This is a genomic window from Neoalteromonas flava (genome assembly GCF_002807685.1).
GTDB lineage: Bacteria > Pseudomonadota > Gammaproteobacteria > Enterobacterales > Alteromonadaceae > Alteromonas_E > Alteromonas_E flava.
The window spans coordinates 428,399-448,729 of the sequence record NZ_PEAX01000003.1 but is presented as its reverse complement, the minus strand read 5'-3'; the positions used below and the strand labels follow the sequence as shown (position 1 = coordinate 448,729).

The 20,331-nt window shown below is 46.1% G+C and carries 15 protein-coding genes; 5 read left to right on the top strand and 10 right to left on the bottom strand.

The genetic code is table 11. From position 1 onward, the window contains the following. Positions 1 to 94: 94 nt before the first annotated feature. Entirely contained in the window at positions 95 to 1,165 is a 1,071-nt protein-coding gene (locus tag CSH92_RS08040; protein ID WP_100657095.1) for a PAS domain-containing protein, read from the top strand. A 17-nt stretch (positions 1,166 to 1,182) separates the two neighbouring features. On the opposite strand, the gene msrB is transcribed toward CSH92_RS08040, so the two are convergent. Genes msrB through malQ form a run of 5 tightly spaced genes read right to left on the bottom strand, consistent with a single transcriptional unit; the run spans position 1,183 to position 9,651 of the window. Next, entirely contained in the window at positions 1,183 to 1,569 is a 387-nt protein-coding gene (gene msrB / locus CSH92_RS08035; protein ID WP_100657094.1) for a peptide-methionine (R)-S-oxide reductase MsrB, read from the bottom strand. Positions 1,570 to 1,592: 23 nt separating this feature from the next. Beyond that, positions 1,593 to 3,143, bottom strand: coding sequence for an NADP-dependent phosphogluconate dehydrogenase (gene gndA, locus CSH92_RS08030; RefSeq protein ID WP_100657481.1), 1,551 nt, complete (start codon positions 3,141 to 3,143; stop codon positions 1,593 to 1,595). 47 nt (positions 3,144 to 3,190) lie between these two features. Continuing rightward, positions 3,191 to 5,236 (bottom strand): glycogen debranching protein GlgX, encoded by a 2,046-nt coding sequence (gene glgX, locus CSH92_RS08025; RefSeq protein ID WP_100657093.1) that lies wholly within the window; start codon positions 5,234 to 5,236, stop codon positions 3,191 to 3,193. 17 nt (positions 5,237 to 5,253) lie between these two features. After that, on the bottom strand, positions 5,254 to 7,437 hold the full coding sequence (gene glgB, locus CSH92_RS08020; protein WP_100657092.1) for a 1,4-alpha-glucan branching protein GlgB: 2,184 nt from the start codon (positions 7,435 to 7,437) through the stop codon (positions 5,254 to 5,256). 9 nt (positions 7,438 to 7,446) lie between these two features. Next, the gene (malQ, locus tag CSH92_RS08015) at positions 7,447 to 9,651 is read right to left on the bottom strand and encodes a 4-alpha-glucanotransferase (protein ID WP_100657091.1); all 2,205 of its coding nucleotides are present in this window, start codon (positions 9,649 to 9,651) and stop codon (positions 7,447 to 7,449) included. Between the two features lie 210 nt (positions 9,652 to 9,861). Between malQ and gap the strand changes: the two genes are divergently transcribed. Then, positions 9,862 to 10,854, top strand: coding sequence for a type I glyceraldehyde-3-phosphate dehydrogenase (gene gap / locus CSH92_RS08010; protein ID WP_100657090.1), 993 nt, complete (start codon positions 9,862 to 9,864; stop codon positions 10,852 to 10,854). 92 nt (positions 10,855 to 10,946) lie between these two features. Next, positions 10,947 to 11,792: a D-hexose-6-phosphate mutarotase gene (locus tag CSH92_RS08005; protein WP_100657089.1), complete on the top strand. Its 846-nt coding sequence runs from the start codon at positions 10,947 to 10,949 to the stop codon at positions 11,790 to 11,792. Positions 11,793 to 11,929: 137 nt separating this feature from the next. Here the strand turns inward: CSH92_RS08005 and CSH92_RS08000 are convergent, their stop codons facing one another. The 5 genes from CSH92_RS08000 to zwf are packed head-to-tail and all read right to left on the bottom strand — an operon-like array spanning position 11,930 to position 17,559. Next, positions 11,930 to 12,571 (bottom strand): bifunctional 4-hydroxy-2-oxoglutarate aldolase/2-dehydro-3-deoxy-phosphogluconate aldolase, encoded by a 642-nt coding sequence (locus CSH92_RS08000; protein WP_100657088.1) that lies wholly within the window; start codon positions 12,569 to 12,571, stop codon positions 11,930 to 11,932. Beyond that, positions 12,568 to 13,527 carry a glucokinase gene (glk, locus tag CSH92_RS07995; RefSeq protein ID WP_100657087.1) on the bottom strand — a complete coding sequence of 320 codons (960 nt, stop codon included), beginning with the start codon at positions 13,525 to 13,527 and terminating at the stop codon, positions 12,568 to 12,570. The genes CSH92_RS08000 and glk overlap by 4 nt, the downstream gene beginning before the upstream one ends. Then, a complete protein-coding gene (gene edd / locus CSH92_RS07990; protein WP_100657086.1) occupies positions 13,524 to 15,353 on the bottom strand; it encodes a phosphogluconate dehydratase in 1,830 nt (609 codons plus the stop codon). The genes glk and edd overlap by 4 nt, the downstream gene beginning before the upstream one ends. 10 nt (positions 15,354 to 15,363) lie before the next feature. Continuing rightward, complete coding sequence (gene pgl / locus CSH92_RS07985) at positions 15,364 to 16,056, bottom strand: 6-phosphogluconolactonase (RefSeq protein ID WP_100657085.1); 693 nt, start codon at positions 16,054 to 16,056, stop codon at positions 15,364 to 15,366. A gap of 9 nt (positions 16,057 to 16,065) precedes the next feature. Further along, positions 16,066 to 17,559, bottom strand: a complete 1,494-nt coding sequence (gene zwf / locus CSH92_RS07980) for a glucose-6-phosphate dehydrogenase (RefSeq protein ID WP_100657084.1) — start codon at positions 17,557 to 17,559, stop codon at positions 16,066 to 16,068. Between the two features lie 262 nt (positions 17,560 to 17,821). On the opposite strand from zwf, the gene CSH92_RS07975 reads away from it, so the two are divergent. Beyond that, positions 17,822 to 18,670 (top strand): MurR/RpiR family transcriptional regulator, encoded by an 849-nt coding sequence (locus CSH92_RS07975; RefSeq protein ID WP_100657083.1) that lies wholly within the window; start codon positions 17,822 to 17,824, stop codon positions 18,668 to 18,670. Between the two features lie 137 nt (positions 18,671 to 18,807). After that, positions 18,808 to 20,244: a pyruvate kinase gene (pyk, locus tag CSH92_RS07970; RefSeq protein WP_100657082.1), complete on the top strand. Its 1,437-nt coding sequence runs from the start codon at positions 18,808 to 18,810 to the stop codon at positions 20,242 to 20,244. Positions 20,245 to 20,331: the final 87 nt, after the last annotated feature.

The window sequence follows — 20,331 nt, the reverse complement described above, 5'->3', positions numbered from 1 at the left end:
AATTTTGTTTACCAGCTACAATTAACGACAGTCATTGAAATTTTATCTGTTATTTGCACTGCTTAACCGCCCTCTTAAACAACTTGGAGTAATTATGCATAACATTAGGAAGTTAAATGCTGAACAAGTCGGAAAGTTAGTTGAGATTTTACTGGAAAAAACCTTCGAAGCGGTTGTCATTACCGATGCCGATCCCCTTGAGCACAAAATTTTGTATGCCAATTCTCGTTTTTGTGAAATGACAGGTTACAGTAAAGAGGAGCTCTATGGCTCTTCGCCACGTATGTTATCTGGCGCAGATACCAATCCTAGGGTGATTGCCCGACTTAAAAACGCATTGAAAAAGGGGGAGCATTTTATTGGCGCTGCAACCAATTACCGTAAAGATGGTACGCCCTACCCTGTACAGTGGAATGTTTACCCTATCCCTGATGCCAACGGCGAACCTGAGTTTTTTATTTCAATCCAAAAAGACCTCTCTGATCTCAAACGCTCATTGACAAGGCTAAAATCTTCCAGCGAGCACTTTAGAATATTTTTACGGGAGCTTAAAACAAGTAAAACTGAAATATCGACCAATGAGCATGTGATTAAAAGTGCGGAAAATGAACTAAAAGACAACGCCAAGCTGTTATCCAAATATGTAAACCCCCAGCCAGACGATAGTGATGATATTGACGATTTCTTTGATTTTGACGATATGGCTGTGTTAACCGAGTCAGGTGACGAAGCCGCGCCGAAAACTGTGATTTCGGCCGCTACGTTTTTATCTGATTTAAGTGTGACGAAGGAAAATTTAGACGATATTTGTAATATCAGCCGCGAGCTCAAAGGGTTTATTACTACTTATGATATCGAAGATCTGGATGAATCAGATCGGCGTGAATTAATCACTGATTTGCAAGAGATGGCCAACGCTGTGTTTTTTGTTGAAGAGTTTATTGATATTTCGATCAGTTTGAGTGAATTATCTGTTGTGCTTTACCATCATTACGATAGGCCATTTGATCTAATTATATCGGAAGCGTTGAAAGGATTAGTCAACGACTTGTTCACTTGGACAACAGAAGTCTTTGTAGATAAGACAGCACAAGACATCCATTGGCTTGACGACAGTATCATTGGTAGCTGCAAGCAAACGCTGGTGTTCTTGCGAATGAAGTAAAAGCGTAGAAATAACCTTTACGGTTCAGCAATAAACTTGAGCGATACCGAATTAACGCAATAGCGTTGCCCTGTAGGTGCCGGCCCGTCATCAAACACATGGCCAAGGTGCGCATCACATTGTTTGCACACTATTTCTATACGTCGCATCCCATGACTTAAATCGGTGTGATACCCAACATTATCGTCTTGAGATTGCGCAGAGAAAGATGGCCAACCACAACCGCTTTCAAATTTGGCAGATGCGTCAAATAACGGAGCACCGCAACAAGTGCAATGATAACGACCGGGAGCAAACTGATTTAACAGCTCCCCCGTAAACGGACGCTCAGTCCCCTTCTCGCGACAAACTCGAAACTCTTCAGGGGTTAATTGCTGGCGCCACTCTTCGTTACTTTTCTTCATTTAGCCCTTCCTGCACCTTGGATTTACTTCTTAATACTCACCTGTGGGCGTTGTGGGTCATTCCATTCAATATGATACCGCTTGCCTTCAGGCATATCAGTACGTTGATAGGTATGTGCACCAAAATAGTCTCTTTGCCCTTGCAACAAGTTGGCTGGCAGCACCTCCATGCGGTACGAGTCATAATAGCTCAATGCAGAAGTCATCGCCGGACATGGTACACCTGACAAAACTGCATGGCTAATTGCGCTGCGCCAGTCTTGTTGATAAGCCACAATTTGCTGGGTGAAAAATGGATCCACCAGCAAGTTAGCAAGTTTTTCATCTTGCTCATAAGCATGTGTTATCGATTGCAAAAACACCGCGCGAATAATACAGCCAGCACGCCAAATTTTTGCAATTTCGGCGAAATCCAGCTTCCAGCCGTGCTCTTTAGCCGCCATATCCATTAACTGGAAACCCTGCGCATAAGCACAAATTTTACTGCAATATAGCGCATGCTTAAGTGCGGTAATAATACTTTGCTTTTGCTCTTCGTTGTATTGGGGTAGCTCTGGTCCAGCCAGGCATTTACTAGCGGCAACGCGCTCTTGTTTCAGGCTGGAAAGACTGCGGGCAAAAACCGCCTGAGCTATGGTTTGTGCTGGGCTACCAACCTCTAACGCGCTAACTGCGGTCCACAATCCCGTACCTTTTTGCCCGGCACGATCAAGGATTACGTCGACCAAGGGTTGATTAGTCTGTGGGTCGATTTGCTCAAGCACTTCTGCACTAATCTCTATTAAATAACTATTCAGCTCGCCTTCATTCCATTCTCTAAATACAGAAGCGATTTCCTGTGGGCTCATATGCAGAGCCAAGCGCATGATGTGATACGCCTCACAGATCAGCTGCATATCTGCATATTCAATCCCGTTGTGCACCATCTTAACGTAGTGCCCCGCACCGACCGGGCCGATATAAGTCGCGCACGGCTCGCCTTCTGTCACCGGTTGACCGGGTATATTAGATTCAATCGGCTTACCGGTTTTTGGATCTACTTTTGCGGCGATTGCCTGAAATACAGGTTCTAGTCTCGTCCACGCATAAGGATCACCCGAGGGCATTAACGATGGGCCAAAACGGGCCCCAACCTCACCCCCGGAAACCGCGGTAGAGAAAAAGATGAATTTACCTTTGTAGTGTTTTTCACGTTCAACCGAATCAGTCCACAAACTGTTGCCGGTATCGACAACGATGTCGTCTGCAGCGATGCCAGAATCAATCAAATGATGACATACGTGGTCAACCGGTTCCCCGGCAGGTACAGATAAAATTATCAAATGGGGTGCTTTTAACTTACTCAGTAACTCGGTATAGGACCGGCAAGCAACAACGCGTGCAGGCTTATCATCGCGCTCTTTGGCATCCTGAGCGATGATCGCATCGACCTTAGATTGGTCAAGATCAAAGCACGCAATACGATATCCGTTGTCGGCAAGATTTAAGGTAAGGTTCTTGCCCATTACGCCAAGGCCGATAAATCCGATATCACACAGATTTTCGTCAGCGATTATTTGGTTCGGTTGATTCATCATGTTTTCCCCATCGCATAATGGGGCGGCATAATAGCAAAGCTCGCCTAATAGGAGTAGGTGAAAATTGCAATTGATTTACCCGCCTGTAAAAACAACTGCTTAACGCAGACTTTCGGTTGCATAGACAAATCTGCATAACGCGTATCTAGGCGCAGGGTCCAGCCAGCTTTTGGGGCGAAAAAAGGTAGAGCAAATCGCACATCATCATCGCTAGCATTAAAACAAATTAGCCAATGTTCTGGCCGCATGTTCCCATGCTCATGCACGTGCCCGCGTATTTCGACCGCAAAGGCTTGATTCTCACTTTCATGCCAGTCTTGCGGGGCCTTATTGGTGCCATCAGGTTTATACCAAAAAACACTGGCCGGATTTCTATTCTGATAATAGCTGTCATCATCCAATTGTATCTCTTGTAACAACTGGCTACTATTGCGCAGAGCTATCACTTCTTTACAAAAACGCAAAAAACTAGCTTGTTTAGGAGATAATTCCCATTTGAGCCAGTTAATGGGGTTGTCTTGACAATAAGCATTGTTATTGCCCTGTTGTGTGCGACTTAACTCATCCCCGCCAAGAATATGCGGCGTTCCTTGTGATAAAAGCAAAGTAGTAAACAGATTGCGCTTTTGCCGTTCGCGAAGTGCATTGATTTTAGCGTCGTCAGTCTCGCCCTCATGGCCATAATTAGCCGATAGATTATGCGAATGTCCATCTCGGTTCTCTTCTAAATTCGCGGCGTTGTGCTTGTGCTTATACGTTACCAAGTCATGCAACGTAAACCCGTCGTGATAAGTGATTGGGTTTACCGAGGTACAAATGGGTTTAATGCCTTTGTGAAAAATATCTCGAGAACCCATTACTCGGGTTGCGAAATCACTGGTCAAGCCACGATCACCACGCCAAAACGCGCGCACGGTGTCCCTGAATTTGTCATTACATTCTCGCCAGCCAATGGGAAAACCTCCGAGCTGATACCCTCCTAAGCCAATATCCCAAGGCTCTGCAACTAACAATACATCTTGCAAAACAGGATCTTGCTCAATCGCGCGAAACAACGCTGCATTCGGATCAAATGCTAAGGGGTCACGGCCTAAACTAGCAGCTAAATCGAAGCGAAAGCCATCAACACCAATGACCTCAACCCAGTAGCGCAGTGCGTCCATAATAAGCCGTAACATTTGCGGATGCGCGACGTTAACGCTGTTGCCGCAGCCGGAATTGTTGACAAAGGCTTTGGAACCGTTATCTAAATGTTGATAGAGATAGGCTTGTGAACCTTGCAAACCTTTAAAACTAAGCGTCGGCCCCCCATCGCCACCTTCTGCAGTATGATTAAATACAACGTCCATAATCACTTCGAACCCAGCGTTATGGTACGCTTGAACCATTTGTTGACATTCTGCGACAGGGTCAGCGATCGCGTAACGGGGTTCAACTGCAAAAAAGTTGATAGGGTTATACCCCCAATAATTGGTCAATCCCAGTTGGGTAATATAGGGTTCGGGCATAAAGCTAGCGCACGGCAAAAATTGTATTGTTGTGACCCCCAAACTGCGTAAATGCGCCAAAATAGTTGGGTGGGCAGCACCGAGGTAGGTACCACGTTGCGCTTTTGGCACTTCAGGGTGTAGTTGAGACAACCCTTTTACATGCGCTTCGTAAAGTATCCGCGGCTGTTCTTTACTGAATACATAGGTTTTTTTTACCCGCTTAGGTGTATCACTTACTACACCTTTGGGCACCATCCGGTGACTATCATGTTGATATAACTTTTTATCCCAATGACAGGCCCGACTCAGTTGCTTGGCATAGGGATCAATTAGCAGCTTTTGCGAACTATTGTTACTAGGAACACCATCATCAACACGATATCCGTATAAGGCCCCAGCGGTAACACCAGCAATATGCACATGCCAAATGTGGCCGGTTTTACCCAACATTGCATATTCAACCAGTGGTGTTTCATTTTCTCCATCAAACAAACAGAGCGACACTGCCCGCGCGTCGGGCGCGTACACAGCGAAATTACACCCATCGTTGCAAAGTGTTGCACCGAATGGTTGTGGCTTACCTGCTGCGATTCTCACCATGTTTTCGGTTCGCCATGTCAGTCTAATACGAAGTACAAAGTTGCCAACGGAGGCAAGTTAAAGGTTATCGAACGAGGCTGGTTGTTCCATCCGTGCGAGTCAGATTTAACTAATGCTTGAGTGGCATAATTGCTGCCCCAAAATTCGCTGCTATCGGTATTCAACAACAATCGATACTCCCCCGTGTCTTGCACACCGAGTCTGAAATTATCACGCGGAATTGGAGTGAAATTAGTAATCGCGTAGACTTTTTGCTTGCCATCTTTACTTCGACGGACAAACGACAGAATGCTTTGTTCGGCGTTTTCGTGGTCAATCCATGCAAACCCGCCGGCCTGACAATCCATCTCATAAAGTGCAGGATGTTGGAGGTAACATTGATTCAGTGTTTTGTACAGTTTGTGGATCCCTTGATGTTTTTCAAACGCCAGCAAATCCCACTGCAATTGACCATCGTGATTCCACTCAGCAGCTTGGCCGAATTCATTGCCCATAAAATTGAGTTTTTTACCGGGATGAGCGTACATAAACGCTGCATAACTGCGCAAGTTCGCCGCTTGTTGCCATTCATCACCGGGCATTTTGCGGATCATTGAACCTTTGCCATGTACCACTTCATCATGAGAAATAGGTAGCACAAAATTTTCATCAAAGGCATACACCATCGAGAATGTGATTTCGCCATGGTGATAGCGACGATAGGCCGGATCTTTACTAATAAAGTGCAATGAATCGTGCATCCAGCCCATATTCCATTTAAATCCAAACCCCAAACCACCGTCAAACACGGGGCGTGACACTTTGGCAAATGACGTTGACTCTTCGGCAATGGTCATAGCGCGAGGAAACTTGTGATAAACTTCTTTATTCATCCACTGCAGTAAACTGATCGCCTCATAATTATGGTTGCCACCATCAACATTTGGGATCCACTCACCATCATTGCGTGAATAATCCAAATACAGCATTGACGCCACAGCATCTACGCGTAAACCATCAATATGGAATTTGTCTAACCAATACAAAGCGTTGGCGACCAGAAACTGGCGTACAGTCTGCTTGCCAAAATCGTAAATACAAGAATTCCAATCCGGATGCCAGCCTTTTCTAGGATCCTCATATTCATATACACAACTACCGTCAAAGCGTGCCAGACCATGACCGTCTTCAGGAAAATGCGCAGGTACCCAGTCGATAATTACACCAATACCGTGCTGATGGCACTTGTCCACAAAATACTTAAAGTCGTCAGGATGGCCGAACCGGCTCGTTGGAGCAAACAAACCAACGGGTTGATATCCCCACGAGCCATCGAATGGATATTCTGAGATAGGCAGCAACTCTACGTGCGTATACTGCATATCAACCAAATATGGGATCAATTCGGCAGCTAGGTCGCGGTAACTTAAGTAACGTTCACCGCTATTGGCATCAGGCCTTTTCCACGAGCCCAGATGACACTCATAAATACTCATCGGTTGAGTGTAAGGGTCGCTGTGTTGTCGATTCATCCACGCTGAATCCTGCCACACGTATTCAGTGTGGTCATAAACTCGAGAGGCATGCGAAGGATATTGTTCGGCGCTAAAACCGATAGGGTCTGCTTTGTGTGGCAACTGATTACCCGCAGCGTCTTTGACTTGGTATTTATACAGGGTCCCAGTTTGTAAACCAGGTACAAATAACACCCAAAACCCCAAATCGGTTTTCTGCATGGGATGGCAACGGCCATCCCATAGATTAAATTCACCAATGAGTGAGACCGCTGATGCGTTTGGGGCATAAACCGCAAAGCGCACACCACTGACACTGTGCTTTTCACTTACATCAAGCGTACAAAGTTGCGCACCAGCCTGTTGGTACAGATTCTCGGGGGCATGATCAATAAAATGCACCGCGTGGTAAGCTTCGTCTTTAAACGCATATGGGTCAAGCGCCTGATAGTCTGTCTCTGCCGTAGTAATCGAGTAACCATACAATTCAGGTAATTTGCTTTTGGCTATAGAGGCAATAAACAAGGCGCTATCGTCCTGGGCTTGCATTGAACAAACCACTTTTTTGCTTCGCCAATCAATCAACTCTACGCTCTGAGCTCCGGGTAACCACGCACTTACTTTAAGCTGTTTGCCCTTTTCATGTACGCCTAAAAATTCAAAAGGGTAAGCACATCGGGCTTGAGCGAGTTGTTGAATATGCTGCATTAATGATCCTTACTTGTCATTGCTAGCCTGTCGTCGGGCGCCATCGATCCGCGCTGCAAGGTTTAAAACATTGCCGTCATCAAATATAGACGATAACGAACGCGACAATTTACGTTTCCAATTAGGGTATTCGTCAAATGTACCTGGAATATTGACAGGTTTATCCATTTGAAGCCAATCCTCTAACTGTAGGCTCAATAATGCACTTGATCCACCTGCCATATGCACTTGTAAGCCATGATTTAAGGCTTCAGACATTGGTGTATGATCCACATACCGTCCGACGTCATCTCCAACAGACAGATGTCCGTGAAGTGAATCTAATATTTGCTGTTTATTCGCGTGCCGATCGTCATACAGGGTTTTTAGTACTTCTGGGTCGCGATAAAGGCCAAGAGTTTTACCCAGTTCCAAATCATTACAATGCCAATAACCAATCAGGGTTGGCATATCATGCGTTGTTAATGTAGACATAGACTGCACAGGGTAATGACTTGGTGAGTAAAAGCCGCCGTCTTCAGCTTGCTCAAAGAAAAACACGCGATAAGAATAAATACCATTTTCTGCTAGTTTTTCACGAATTTCTTCCGGAACTGTGCCCAAATCTTCACCAATCACTAAACTTTTATTTCGTTGGCTTTCCAATGCCAATATGCCGAGCAAATCATCTACCGGATAATATACATAGCCGCCAGATTCTGCACCGTCCCCTTTGCGGATCCACCACAGCCGTAATAATGCCATAGCATGGTCAATACGCAGAGCGCCAGAGGCATGCATATTTGATGCGAATAAATCAATGATTGGCTGATAACGCTGCGCGTATAACTGTTCTGGATCCATTGGAGGGAGTCCCCAATTCTGACCCAAAGGACCAAGAATATCAGGTGGAGCGCCAACACTCGCTTGTGTGCAGTACAATGACTTATTGCCCCAAATTTCAGCACTGCCCTCACTAACACCAACCGCGAGATCTCGATATAGTCCAATTGCCATTCCAAGCTCATCGGCTTTTTCGCTGGCTTGTTTAAATTGCAACATGGCCTGCCATTGCAGAAACATATAAAACTTGATGCGTTTAGCATGCTGCTTCTGAAACTTTGCCACCTCTCGGGTACTATAATCAGCGTATTTTGCTGGGAATACTGGCCAACCCCATGATTCTTTACCTTCAGCGTGCAAGTGCTCTTGCATGGCATCGAAAGTTGCGAGTACCTGCAGACTTTCAGCACCTTCCTCAACGAACGCCTTAAACGCTTTGTTCACTCTGGAGTTTTTGCTGAGATGCTTGGTATTGAATACTTCAAAAACGCGTGTCAATGCGGCCAGTTTTAATTTTGCTACAGCTGCATAGTCAATGTAATCAATCTGACGGACGTGTTGCAGTTGTTGCTGGAAGCCCGAATTAGCGACTAGGCTTTGAACTGAATCATCGTTGTAACCATCAATTTGCGTTACATCTATATACAAGTAGTTGAGCCAGCGGCGTGATGATGGGCCATAGGGACTGCATGCGTCTGGGTTCGAGGGGTAAAGTGCATGGATAGGATTTAAACCAATGAAGTCAGCGCCTTGATTCGCAGCTTTCTCAACTAGAAAACTAAGATCACTAAAATCTCCGATCCCCCAATTACTCTCGCTGCGTAAGCAATACAACTGAACACTCAAGCCCCAAATTTTCTTACCTTGCGCGACTGGATCTGGGGTATAGCACTTCTCAGGAGCAATGATAAGACGCATCTCAGCAAGCAAGTCGTTATCTTCCGCACGCAATTCTACGTGGTGATAGCCTAATGGAAGGTCGTCGGCTAAATTAACCGCATAAGCTTGAAATTCGCTATCATTAACCGCTGTCGCGTCAATCAAGTCGCAGTCCACGGGCACGAAAGCATGCTCGATAACTTCACCGGTCTCCAACACCAACACTAAATTGTGTGCATCGTTAACCAGCTCAATCGGTAGTTTAATCGGCACCACAACATGCTCATTTGTTCTCACTACTTGCACGGGCTCAAGCGGCTTCAACCATGCTTTGGCGACATATTGTTGTATTTGCTCTTCAATTACGGCATCAGAGTGGGTGTCATAACCCATAACTTCGAGCAACTTAGATTTGGTCGCTTCATCAACCTGCGCAGGTTTACCCCACGCATCTATATACTTTGTTTCGATTCCACGCATTTCAACCAAAGAATCAAGCGCTTTTGATGCCATATATGTATCCGTATAAAAGTCAGTACATGAACCAACGTAAATAAATTGTTAACATTATGATTTAACAAAGACTGCATCGCATTTGAATACGTTTGCAAAACCCTACGCAAGCGATTAAATGTAATTTTACATCATTTTTGCGCTTATTCTTTGCGAAAATTGCTTTTTTGATCCATAATTTCGTAATTATATTACACGAAAGGCAATACAATGACTATCAAGGTTGGAATAAATGGTTTTGGTCGCATTGGACGACTCGTACTTAGAGCAGCAACAAAACGTAATGACATAACTGTTGTCGCTATCAATGACCTGCTAGACGTAGATTATATCGCCTATATGTTGAAATATGATTCAACCCATGGGCGATTCGATGGCGATATCGACGTTGTCGATGGAAACCTGATTGTTAACGGTCAAGTCATTAGAGTTACCGCTGAAAAGGATCCCGCTGCACTCGCATGGGCTGACGTTAATGTTGATGTCGTAGTAGAATCAACCGGATTATTCTTAACCGAAGAAACTGCGCAAAAGCACATCGAGGCGGGCGCGAAGAAAGTTGTTATGTCAGCCCCATCCAAAGATGCTACCCCAATGTTTGTAATGGGTGTCAATCACAACGACTATGCAGGGCAAACGATTGTTTCTAATGCCTCTTGCACCACCAACTGTCTTGCTCCACTAGCCAAAGTGTTAAATGACGAGTTTGGTATTGTCGATGGCTTAATGACAACAGTACATGCTACCACTGCAACACAGAAAACGGTCGATGGTCCTTCGCAAAAAGATTGGCGTGGTGGTCGCGGCGCTTCACAAAACATCATTCCGTCATCAACCGGTGCGGCAAAAGCCGTCGGTAGAGTAATACCTGAACTCAATGGCAAATTGACTGGAATGGCGTTTCGTGTGCCAACCGCAAATGTGTCTGTTGTAGATCTCACCGTAAATCTAGCCAAGCCTGCGACCTACGAAGCCATTTGTGCGGCAATGAAAGCTGCCTCAGAGGGCGAGTTGAAGGGCGTGCTTGGTTACACTGAAGATGCGGTTGTATCACAAGATTTCATCGGTGAAACACAAACCTCAGTGTTCGACGCCACCGCGGGTATCGCGTTAACCGATACTTTTGTAAAAGTCGTCGCGTGGTATGACAATGAAATGGGCTACTCCAATAAAGTGTTAGACCTAGTTGCTCACATAGCGTAATCAGTGTTTTAGGTTCAATGCCGTCCGGTATTGAACCGCCCATACCCGCACGCTACTCTTATCTTATCTTTAACTAATACAACAGTTTCTTCATGAGTTCACATAAGCTGGAATACTATCAGCGCGACTCGGTTAAAATTGCGCGCTTTGAAAATGCTCATGCACAAGCAGAGATAAGTCTGTTGGGTGGTCAAATTCTGTCTTTTATCCCGCATCACGATCATCGCGAGCGCTTATGGCTAAGCAAGAATGCTAGTTTTGATGGGACACGTCCGATACGCGGTGGGATCCCCATCTGCTGGCCCTGGTTTGGATCTGCTCCAGAATTTTTAAACAATTACTACCAGTTGCCTGCTCACGGATACGTACGTAACTGTGAATGGAAAATTCAACGCGTTAGTGATCAATCTGAGGGTACGTTAGTTGTATTAGAGCCCGAGATTGATTATACGACCCAAGCATTTCCCGATTTGCAGGTGTCATTGCAGGTGCTGATTGGAGCACAACTAAACGTTGAGTTGATTACCGTTAACCAGGGTAACCCAATCTCTTTTTACGCAGCGTTGCACAGCTACCTCGCAGTTGAAGATATTACCTCCACGTGCATAGAGGGCTTAGACTGTCCTTATTTTGATAAGGTCACGCAAAGTAACGACAATCCTGCGCAAATTCCCTATGTCATTACTGGCGAAACGGACCGCGTGCACCCAACCACAATCCCCACTGTGACGATAAAAAATGACAGCCAACAGACCACGATCCATTCCTGCGGACATGACAGCATCGTTGTATGGAATCCGTGGAAGGCACTAAGCCAAGCTATGCCGGATATGGAGCCTGACGGTTATCGTCACATGCTGTGCGTTGAAACCGCTCGCACGCAAGAAAACTCACTAGCGCTAAATAAGAGCCATTGTCTTAGTCAAACAATAGCGTAATCTCAGCCCTCTTCCACGTGCTCCCAATTAAAAGCGAGGTGGCTCAATAAGTTCTGAGCATAAAAACCACCTACCGCAGTAGGTGGCTGAATGGGTAATTAAAACGAGGTTGAGTCAGTAAAAACGGAAATAAACCGTTAGTTTGCGTTTTTAATCGCAGTTGCGGCTAAGTCAGTTATCGCTGACCAGTTCTCTTGTTGTACGACGTCGTCTGGCGCGAGCCAGGAGCCACCAACGCATTGCACGTTCGGCAACGCTAAATAGTCCAAGTAATTATCTGGTCCTATCCCTCCGGTCGGACAAAAAGTAATCTCCGGAAATGGCCCACCAATTGATTTAAGCGCTTTAACACCACCAGACGCTTCTGCCGGGAAAAACTTAAGATGCGTATATCCCGCATCCTTTGCCTTCATCAAATCGCTTATCGACGATATTCCAGGGATCAGTGGGATACTTCCAGCACTGCCAGCGGCCAATAGGTCGGCGGTCATACCCGGACTGATAGCAAATTTCGCTCCCGCTTCAGTGACTTCTTTTAATTGCTGAGCATTAGTCACCGTTCCCGCGCCGATAATCGCGTCAGGAACTGAATCAGCGATGGTCCTGATAACATCAAGAGCCGCTGGCGTTCGCAACGTGACCTCGAGTACTTTAATTCCCCCAGCCATTAATGCTTGCGCAATAGGAACTGCGTGGGCAACGTCGTGGATAACCAGAACCGGAACGACCGGCCCAGAGGCGAAAACCTCAGAGGGAGAGATGGTCCAATTATTCATCATGCTTTTAAACTCGCTGTCTGTTGTGTTAAGTACGCGCCTGCTCCAAGCAATCCATGGTCAGGCTCTGCGATCAAATAGGTTGGGATAGGTTTAACGTAATCGGCGAATTGCCCCTTGGCCTCAAAGCAACGCCGAAAGTCGCCTTTTTGGAGCTGCTCAACGAGGCGCATGGCAATCCCGCCGCCAATAAAAACGCCACCGGTTGTCGCCAAATTCAGGGCCAGGTTGCCAGCAAAATTCCCCATAATTCGGCAAAACTGCTGAATTGCTCGTTGGCTAATTGCACAACTGCCGTTACTAGCCGCCTGACTAATATCTGCAGCTTCTATAAATTCTGGGTCGACATTTTCGTCTAGCGCCAAGGCGCGATAGATGTTGACGATCCCCCGACCAGACATAACCTCTTCCGCAGAGGCGCGGCCGTGTAAATCGACTAAATAACGCCAAATGATAACGTCGGTTTCATCGCATGGCGCAAAATCAACATGCCCGCCTTCACCATCAAGCGTTTGCCAGCCAGACTGAGTAAAAGTCATATGCTCAACGCCCAATCCAGTACCGGGCCCAAACACTGCTATATTACCCTGCTTATCACGCTGGCCAGCGCCTAGCTGGATCAGCTGCTCATCGCTTAATACGGGCAAAGAATGCGCTACAGCAGTAAAATCGTTTATCACTCCGAGCCAATCCAGCCCTAATTCCTTCTGCAAATCGAGCTTGGAAAACTGCCAACTGTGATTGGTCATTTTGACCCAATCGTTATTCGTAGGACATGCAATGGCGACACAACCAAGGGTAAAATCTGTGTGCCCAATCTCATCAAAATAATGCTTAATTGCAGCATCAATAGTGGCAAAATCACGGCACAAATATTTTTTAATATCGCTTAGCTCGCCATCAGCAAAACAAGCTAAGCGAATATTGGTTCCGCCGACATCGGCAACAAATGCCTTCATTGCCGCTGTTCCTGTTCCACAAACAATGAGCATGCACCCTCTTCAGCGCCGGTTAACGTTGAGCGCATACCACCGAACATCTCACGGCCCATACCAATTTGATGCATAGCAATATCCGTATGCGCTGCGTCGCGTGCTGCTAGCTCGTCTGCGTCAACCAGTAATGCGAGAGAGCCGGTAACCGTATCAATTTCAATCATATCGCCATTTTGCACTTTTGCTAACATGCCACCTTTATAGGCTTCAGGCGTGACATGAATTGCCGCTGGCACCTTACCTGAGGCGCCGGACATACGTCCGTCAGTAACCAACGCTACTTTATGACCACGATCTTGGAGAACCCCAAGCGGCGGTGTTAAACGGTGCAATTCCGGCATACCGATGGCGGCAGGCCCCTGAAATCTAACCACTACGATACAGTCGCGATCCAACTCACCAGACTGGAATGCTGCATCCAATTCAAATTGATCTTCAAATACCACCGCCGGAGCAGTGAGTCGACAATTGGGTTCTCTTAGGGCTGAAGTCTTGATCACTGCACGTCCTAAGTTTCCGCTTAAAACCGATAATCCACCATCAGGTTTAAACGGCTCATCGATTGGTGCTAATACTGCTTTATCCAAGGATTCCTTTGGTCCATCGCGCCATTCGAGTTCACCGTCATTGAGGAAAGGCTCTTTAGTGTACTGCTCTAACCCTTCACCACAAATGGTCTTCACGTCATTATGTAATAAACCGGCGTCTAGCAATTGCTTGAATAATAGCGACATCCCACCAGCGGCAGTGAAATGATTGATGTCTGCGGAGCCATTGGGATAGATCCGGGTTAACAGCGGTGTGGCGTTAGAGAGATCAGAAAAATCGTCCCAATTAACGATATACCCCGCCGCGCGCGCAACGGCAACCAAGTGCATCGTGTGATTGGTTGAACCGCCAGTAGCCAGCAATGCAACAAGTCCATTCACTATCGCTTTGGCATCAACAATGTGTCCTATTGGCGTGTAGTTATCACCTAGATCAGTTAATCGTGTAACTTGACGAGCAGCAGCTTTAGTCAGGGCATCACGCAAAGGTGTGCCGGGGTTTACAAATGAAGAGCCAGGCAAGTGCAAGCCCATCATTTCAACGACTAACTGATTACTGTTTGCCGTGCCATAAAAGGTACAGGTACCCGCTGAATGGTAGGACTGTGACTCTGCTTCAAGTAATTCATCACGGCCAACTTTTCCTTCAGCATACGCTTGTCTAACACGCGCTTTCTCTTTATTCGGTAAACCTGATGGCATCGGGCCAGCAGGTACGAATACGGTTGGTAGATGACCAAAACTTAGACTGCCGAGCAATAATCCGGGCACTATTTTATCGCAGATCCCCAACATAAGCGCACCGTCAAACATATTATGTGACAACGCAACAGCGGTGCTCATAGCGATTACGTCACGGCTCATAAGGCTCAGATCCATGCCCGGATTACCTTGTGTAACCCCATCGCACATTGCCGGTACACCACCAGCAAACTGAGCAACACTGCCGACTTCACTGACTGCTTGCTTTATGATCGCTGGGTAGGATTCATAAGGTTGATGAGCGGACAGCATGTCATTGTACGCAGAGACAATCGCTACGTTTGCTTTGGTCATACTACGTAAATCAGCTTTGTCTGCACTATTGCAGGCTGCGAAACCGTGCGCAAGATTGCCACACGACAATACCCCACGATGTGGACCATCACGTCGTGCTTTTTCAATTTTGGCAAGGTAGTCGGCACGTGTCTTTTGACTACGTTCAATGATCCGTTGGGTTACTTCTTGAATTTGTGCATTCATAAATACTCTCCTAAGGCGCCCACATCAATGTCACATCGCAGTTGTCGACGACTGCTTTAATTGGCTTATCTAGGGCTGAATCTGCAGCCAGGGCATCGTTTAAAACCGCTAATTTTTTATCACCGGTTAAGTGCAAAAACACATTCTGCGCCGATACCAATGCTGGCAAAGTGTAGGACATCCGTTGGTGCGGCGCGGTGGTTGGTTCAGTTGCAATAAAAGAACGGCCTGAGTTGAGGTCCAATCCTGCAGCAAGCTGAGCACAACAAGGAAACAACGAAGCCGTATGTGCGTCCTCGCCCATACCCAAGATCAACACGTCAAAAGGTCGAGCTGGCTGATCAGCGGATTGCTCCAGACTTTGCTCTGCCTCAAAGGCCGTACTATGTGCCGTTTTCAAGGCAAAAAAGTTCGCACTTGCAGCATGCTCGACTAACAAATTTTCACGGACTAATTTTTCATTGCTGTCGTTGTGCGTATTATCCACCCAGCGCTCATCCGCAAGGCTTACTGTTACCTTACTCCAGTCAATGCTTGACTGGCTTAAGGACTGAAACAAAGGCAATGGCGTACTACCGCCGCTAACCACTAAGGACGCGTTACCTTTTGCGTTAATAGCGTCGGACAACAATTGCGCGATACGCGCAGAAAATTCAACAATTAAGGCGTTTCTATCAGTAAAGTGTTGTTCTGTTAATGCCATAACGTCGTCCTATTTCTTTTTCGTTGTACGACTTTCATACCACGCACGGTTTTCACGAGCTAAGAGGCCAATCGAGGCAACTGGCCCCCATGTTCCTGCTTGGTATGGCTCTGGTGGTTCGTTGCTCCCCTTCCAGGCATCTAAGATCGAATCCACCCACTTCCAGGCTTGTTCAATCTCATCGCGTCGTACGAATAAAGCTTGGTTACCACGCATGACTTCGAGCAGTAATTTTTCATAGGCATCGGCAATGCGATCATCTGCAAAGGCTTCAGAGAAACTCAGATTTAGTTTTGATTTCTGTAAGTCCATTGACCCGTTACTGGCTAGGCCTGGAACTTTATTCATAACCGTAATTTCAACCCCTTCATCCGGCTGTAATCGGATCACGAGTTTATTCGGTGGTAAGTTAGCGAAACTATCGCCAAACAGGTTATGTGGTTGGCGCTTGAAGTAAATAACAATCTCACTCACTTTAGTCGGCATGCGCTTGCCTGTGCGTAAGTAAAATGGCACGCCAGCCCAGCGCCAGTTATCAATTTCTACTTTCAGCGCAACAAAAGTCTCAGTCAAACTCTCAGTATTTGCATCTGGCTCGTCTAAATAACCAGGTACTTCCTGCCCCTTAACGAAACCATTAATATACTGACCACGCACCGTTGATTGTTGGTAATTGGTCGCGTTAATTGGTCGCAACGCTTTTAATACCTTGAGTTTTTCATCTCGAATACTGTCTGCATCAAGGGTCGTTGGTGGCTCCATAGCAATCAAACTTAGCACTTGTAACAGGTGATTTTGCACCATGTCACGCATTTGACCAGCTTCATCAAAATAACCCCACCGACCTTCAATTCCTACCGACTCGGCTACACTGATCTGTACATGGTCAATACAGTTATGATCCCAGTTCGTTGCGAAAATCGAATTCGCAAAACGTAGGGCGATCAGATTTAATACCGTTTCCTTACCTAGATAGTGGTCGATACGGTAGATTTGATTTTCGCTGAAGTATTCAGCCACCTGTTCATTGATAACACAGGATGATGCAAGGTCATGGCCGATTGGCTTTTCTAGCACAACCCGCACGCTGCTATCAATCACGCCCGCTTCGTTTAACCCACGACAAATATCACCATAAATTGACGGTGGCGTAGCAAGGTAGCAAACCATGGTACGTTCAGGGTCAACATGCTCGCAAAACGCTTTGTAGCTTTTGCTGTCTTTCATATCGACCTTCACGTAATCCAAACGCGCTTCTAGTCGACCCCAAGTTTCCTCACAGAGCTTATCGCCAGAGAATTTCTCTATGTTCTGCTTAACTTGCGCCTTATATTCCTCAACTGAAATATCCTGTCGGGCAACGCCAACAATGGTTGAATTTGGGTGGATAAGTTCAACCTTTTCAAGTTGATATAATGAAGGAAGTAGCTTACGCCGGGCGAGGTCACCGAGGGTGCCAAATAGGACAAAATCACAGGGTTCTGTTGTACTTTCGAATACCATGAGTCTTACCTTAATTAAGGAGTGTGAAGCAGCACCGACTATCGCGGGGCCGCAAACATATGTCAGAGTAAACACTAAATGTTGTAATTTTACAACTTTATCCCACTGTCGTTTTCAATTAAAACCCAAATTTAGGGACTAATCGGGTGACAACTGACGATTTTTTGTCAAAAAATTACAGCTTTTGATGTCATTTTACCAATTTGTCGTAGTATATTGGCACTCATATAACAATAGTATAGTAATCAGCCACAGCATCGCTATGAACATTCTTGAAAAAATCACCGAACACAAAGCTGCATTCAGTAAGTCTGAGCGCAAAGTCGCCGAAATAATACTGGCGAACCCACAGGCCGCAATTCATAGCAGTATTGCCACTCTAGCTAAAATGTCGGACGTTAGTGAACCCACCGTGAATCGTTTTTGTCGACGCTTAGATACTAAAGGGTTCCCTGATTTTAAATTGCATCTAGCACAAAGCTTAGCGAATGGTACGCCCTACGTTAATCGCCACGTTGACGAAAATGATGGACCGGCCGAATACACCAACAAAATTTTTGAATCGACCATGGCGTCGCTAGAAGTTGCGCGTCAAAGTGTCGATATCGCCACAATTAATCGCGTCGTTGATTTGCTCACACAAGCGCAAAAGATTTCATTTTTCGGCCTCGGAGCTTCAGCTTCAGTGGCCCATGATGCTCTTAATAAGTTCTTTCGCTTTAATGTCCCTGTGGTGTATTTCGAAGATGTAGTGATGCAACGAATGAGCTGTATGAATTGCGGTGAAGACGACGTTGTGGTGCTAATATCACACACAGGTAGAACTAAAAGCTTGGTCGAGATTGCAGGAATTGCGCGCAGTAATGACGCAACAGTTGTAGGTATCACCTCAGCTGATAGTCCATTGGCGAAAGAGTGTAACTATGTGCTATCTCTAGAAGTACCGGAAGATACCGATATGTACATGCCGATGGCTTCGCGCATAGCTCAGTTGACCCTTATCGATATTCTTGCAACCGGCTTTACGCTTCGCCGTGGTAACAAGTTTCGCGAAAATCTCAAACGGGTAAAAGATACCCTAAGGGGTTCGCGGTTTGATAAGCGAGATTAGCATTTGCATCATTGGTCGTACCATTTGAACGGTAACTTTCATTTGCACTAACTGGGTACGCTGAACTACCATTAATGTAATTAAATTACGTAATGAAATTCCATTTCATTATTAAAAGGCGCAAAACGGCACAAATTATGACTCGAAGAACAAAAATTTTAGCGACCCTTGGCCCAGCGACAGATACCTTGGAAACCATAGAAGCCATCATCAGCGCAGGCGCAAATGTCGTGCGCATGAACTTCAGTCACGGTAATGCCGATGACCACATTGAGCGGGCCAAAAAGGTTCGCCAAGCAGCCAAGAATCTGGGCAAATACGTGGCCATTCTTGGCGATTTGCAAGGGCCTAAAATACGCGTTTCTCGCTTTAAAGAGGGCTCCGTTAAATTACCGGTGGGTCACCACTTCATTCTCGATGCTGAACTCGATACCGACGCTGGTGATGTCAATACTGTTGGTATTGATTACAAGGCGTTGCCTGGAGATGTAGGTCCGGGTGACATTCTGTTATTGGATGATGGTCGGATCCAACTTGAAGTTGATCATGTGGACGGACAAAAAATTCATACCAAAGTTACGGTTGGTGGCAAGCTATCTAATAATAAAGGAATTAATCGCCAAGGCGGCGGCCTATCTGCTGAAGCGTTAACGGAAAAAGACAAACGGGATATCGTAACCGCGGCGAAAATTGGTGTTGATTACTTAGCAGTTTCCTTCCCGCGCAGCAGTGCAGATCTGAATTACGCCCGTGAGCTAGCGCGACAAGCCGGCAGCGACGCTAAAATATGTGCCAAAGTTGAACGTGCTGAAACAGTAGAGTCTGATTCTGCGATTGATGACATTATTTCAGCATCAGACGCAGTGATGGTTGCTCGCGGTGACCTTGGCGTTGAAATTGGTGATGCTGAGTTAGTAGGCGTGCAGAAAAAATTAATCGCACGTTCACGCCAATTGAATAAGGTGGTGATAACTGCGACTCAGATGATGGAGTCTATGATCGATAGCCCTATGCCGACGCGAGCCGAAGTGATGGATGTGGCGAATGCTGTTCTAGATGGCACCGACGCAGTTATGCTTTCAGCAGAAACTGCTGCCGGCAATTACCCGGTTGAAACGGTCAAAGCAATGGCGCGCGTATGTGAAGGTGCTGAGACCCATCCCAGCGTTAAAATATCCAAACACCGCCTAGACGAATTTTTCACCTCGGTGAGCGAGACCGTTGCAATGTCTGCTGTCTACGCCGCGAACCACTTAGCTAATATTAAAGCCATTGTAGGTCTAACTGAAAGTGGTAATACGCCAAAGTTAATGTCACGTATTACAACTTCATTACCTATTATTGCGCTATCTCGACACGAAGCATCACTCAATACTATGGCTTTGTACCGCGGCGTAAAACCCGTTTACTTTGATTCGCGTAAGAGTGAACCCGGGCAATTAAAACAAGATGTTATTGATGTTTTGAAGCAGCACGGCCTAGTGAAGTCTGGTGATCAGTTTATTATGACTTACGGTGATGAAATGGAAACGGTTGGCGCGACCAACGCGTGTAAGATCGTCACAGTTAACTAATAGAAAGGGCGCTAATAAGCGCCCTTCTCTTTTGCGTTAACCGGAAGCTCGAACTCAGATAGTCGATACCTCTCCTGCTTAATTTTG

Coding starts and splice junctions, on each gene's coding strand:
- CSH92_RS08040 (WP_100657095.1), top strand. CDS start 95: ATGCATAACATTAGGAAGTTAAATGCTGAACAAGTCGGAAAGTTAGTT.
- msrB (WP_100657094.1), bottom strand. CDS start 1,569: ATGAAGAAAAGTAACGAAGAGTGGCGCCAGCAATTAACCCCTGAAGAG.
- gndA (WP_100657481.1), bottom strand. CDS start 3,143: ATGAATCAACCGAACCAAATAATCGCTGACGAAAATCTGTGTGATATC.
- glgX (WP_100657093.1), bottom strand. CDS start 5,236: ATGGTGAGAATCGCAGCAGGTAAGCCACAACCATTCGGTGCAACACTT.
- glgB (WP_100657092.1), bottom strand. CDS start 7,437: ATGCAGCATATTCAACAACTCGCTCAAGCCCGATGTGCTTACCCTTTT.
- malQ (WP_100657091.1), bottom strand. CDS start 9,651: ATGGCATCAAAAGCGCTTGATTCTTTGGTTGAAATGCGTGGAATCGAA.
- gap (WP_100657090.1), top strand. CDS start 9,862: ATGACTATCAAGGTTGGAATAAATGGTTTTGGTCGCATTGGACGACTC.
- CSH92_RS08005 (WP_100657089.1), top strand. CDS start 10,947: ATGAGTTCACATAAGCTGGAATACTATCAGCGCGACTCGGTTAAAATT.
- CSH92_RS08000 (WP_100657088.1), bottom strand. CDS start 12,571: ATGATGAATAATTGGACCATCTCTCCCTCTGAGGTTTTCGCCTCTGGG.
- glk (WP_100657087.1), bottom strand. CDS start 13,527: ATGAAGGCATTTGTTGCCGATGTCGGCGGAACCAATATTCGCTTAGCT.
- edd (WP_100657086.1), bottom strand. CDS start 15,353: ATGAATGCACAAATTCAAGAAGTAACCCAACGGATCATTGAACGTAGT.
- pgl (WP_100657085.1), bottom strand. CDS start 16,056: ATGGCATTAACAGAACAACACTTTACTGATAGAAACGCCTTAATTGTT.
- zwf (WP_100657084.1), bottom strand. CDS start 17,559: ATGGTATTCGAAAGTACAACAGAACCCTGTGATTTTGTCCTATTTGGC.
- CSH92_RS07975 (WP_100657083.1), top strand. CDS start 17,822: ATGAACATTCTTGAAAAAATCACCGAACACAAAGCTGCATTCAGTAAG.
- pyk (WP_100657082.1), top strand. CDS start 18,808: ATGACTCGAAGAACAAAAATTTTAGCGACCCTTGGCCCAGCGACAGAT.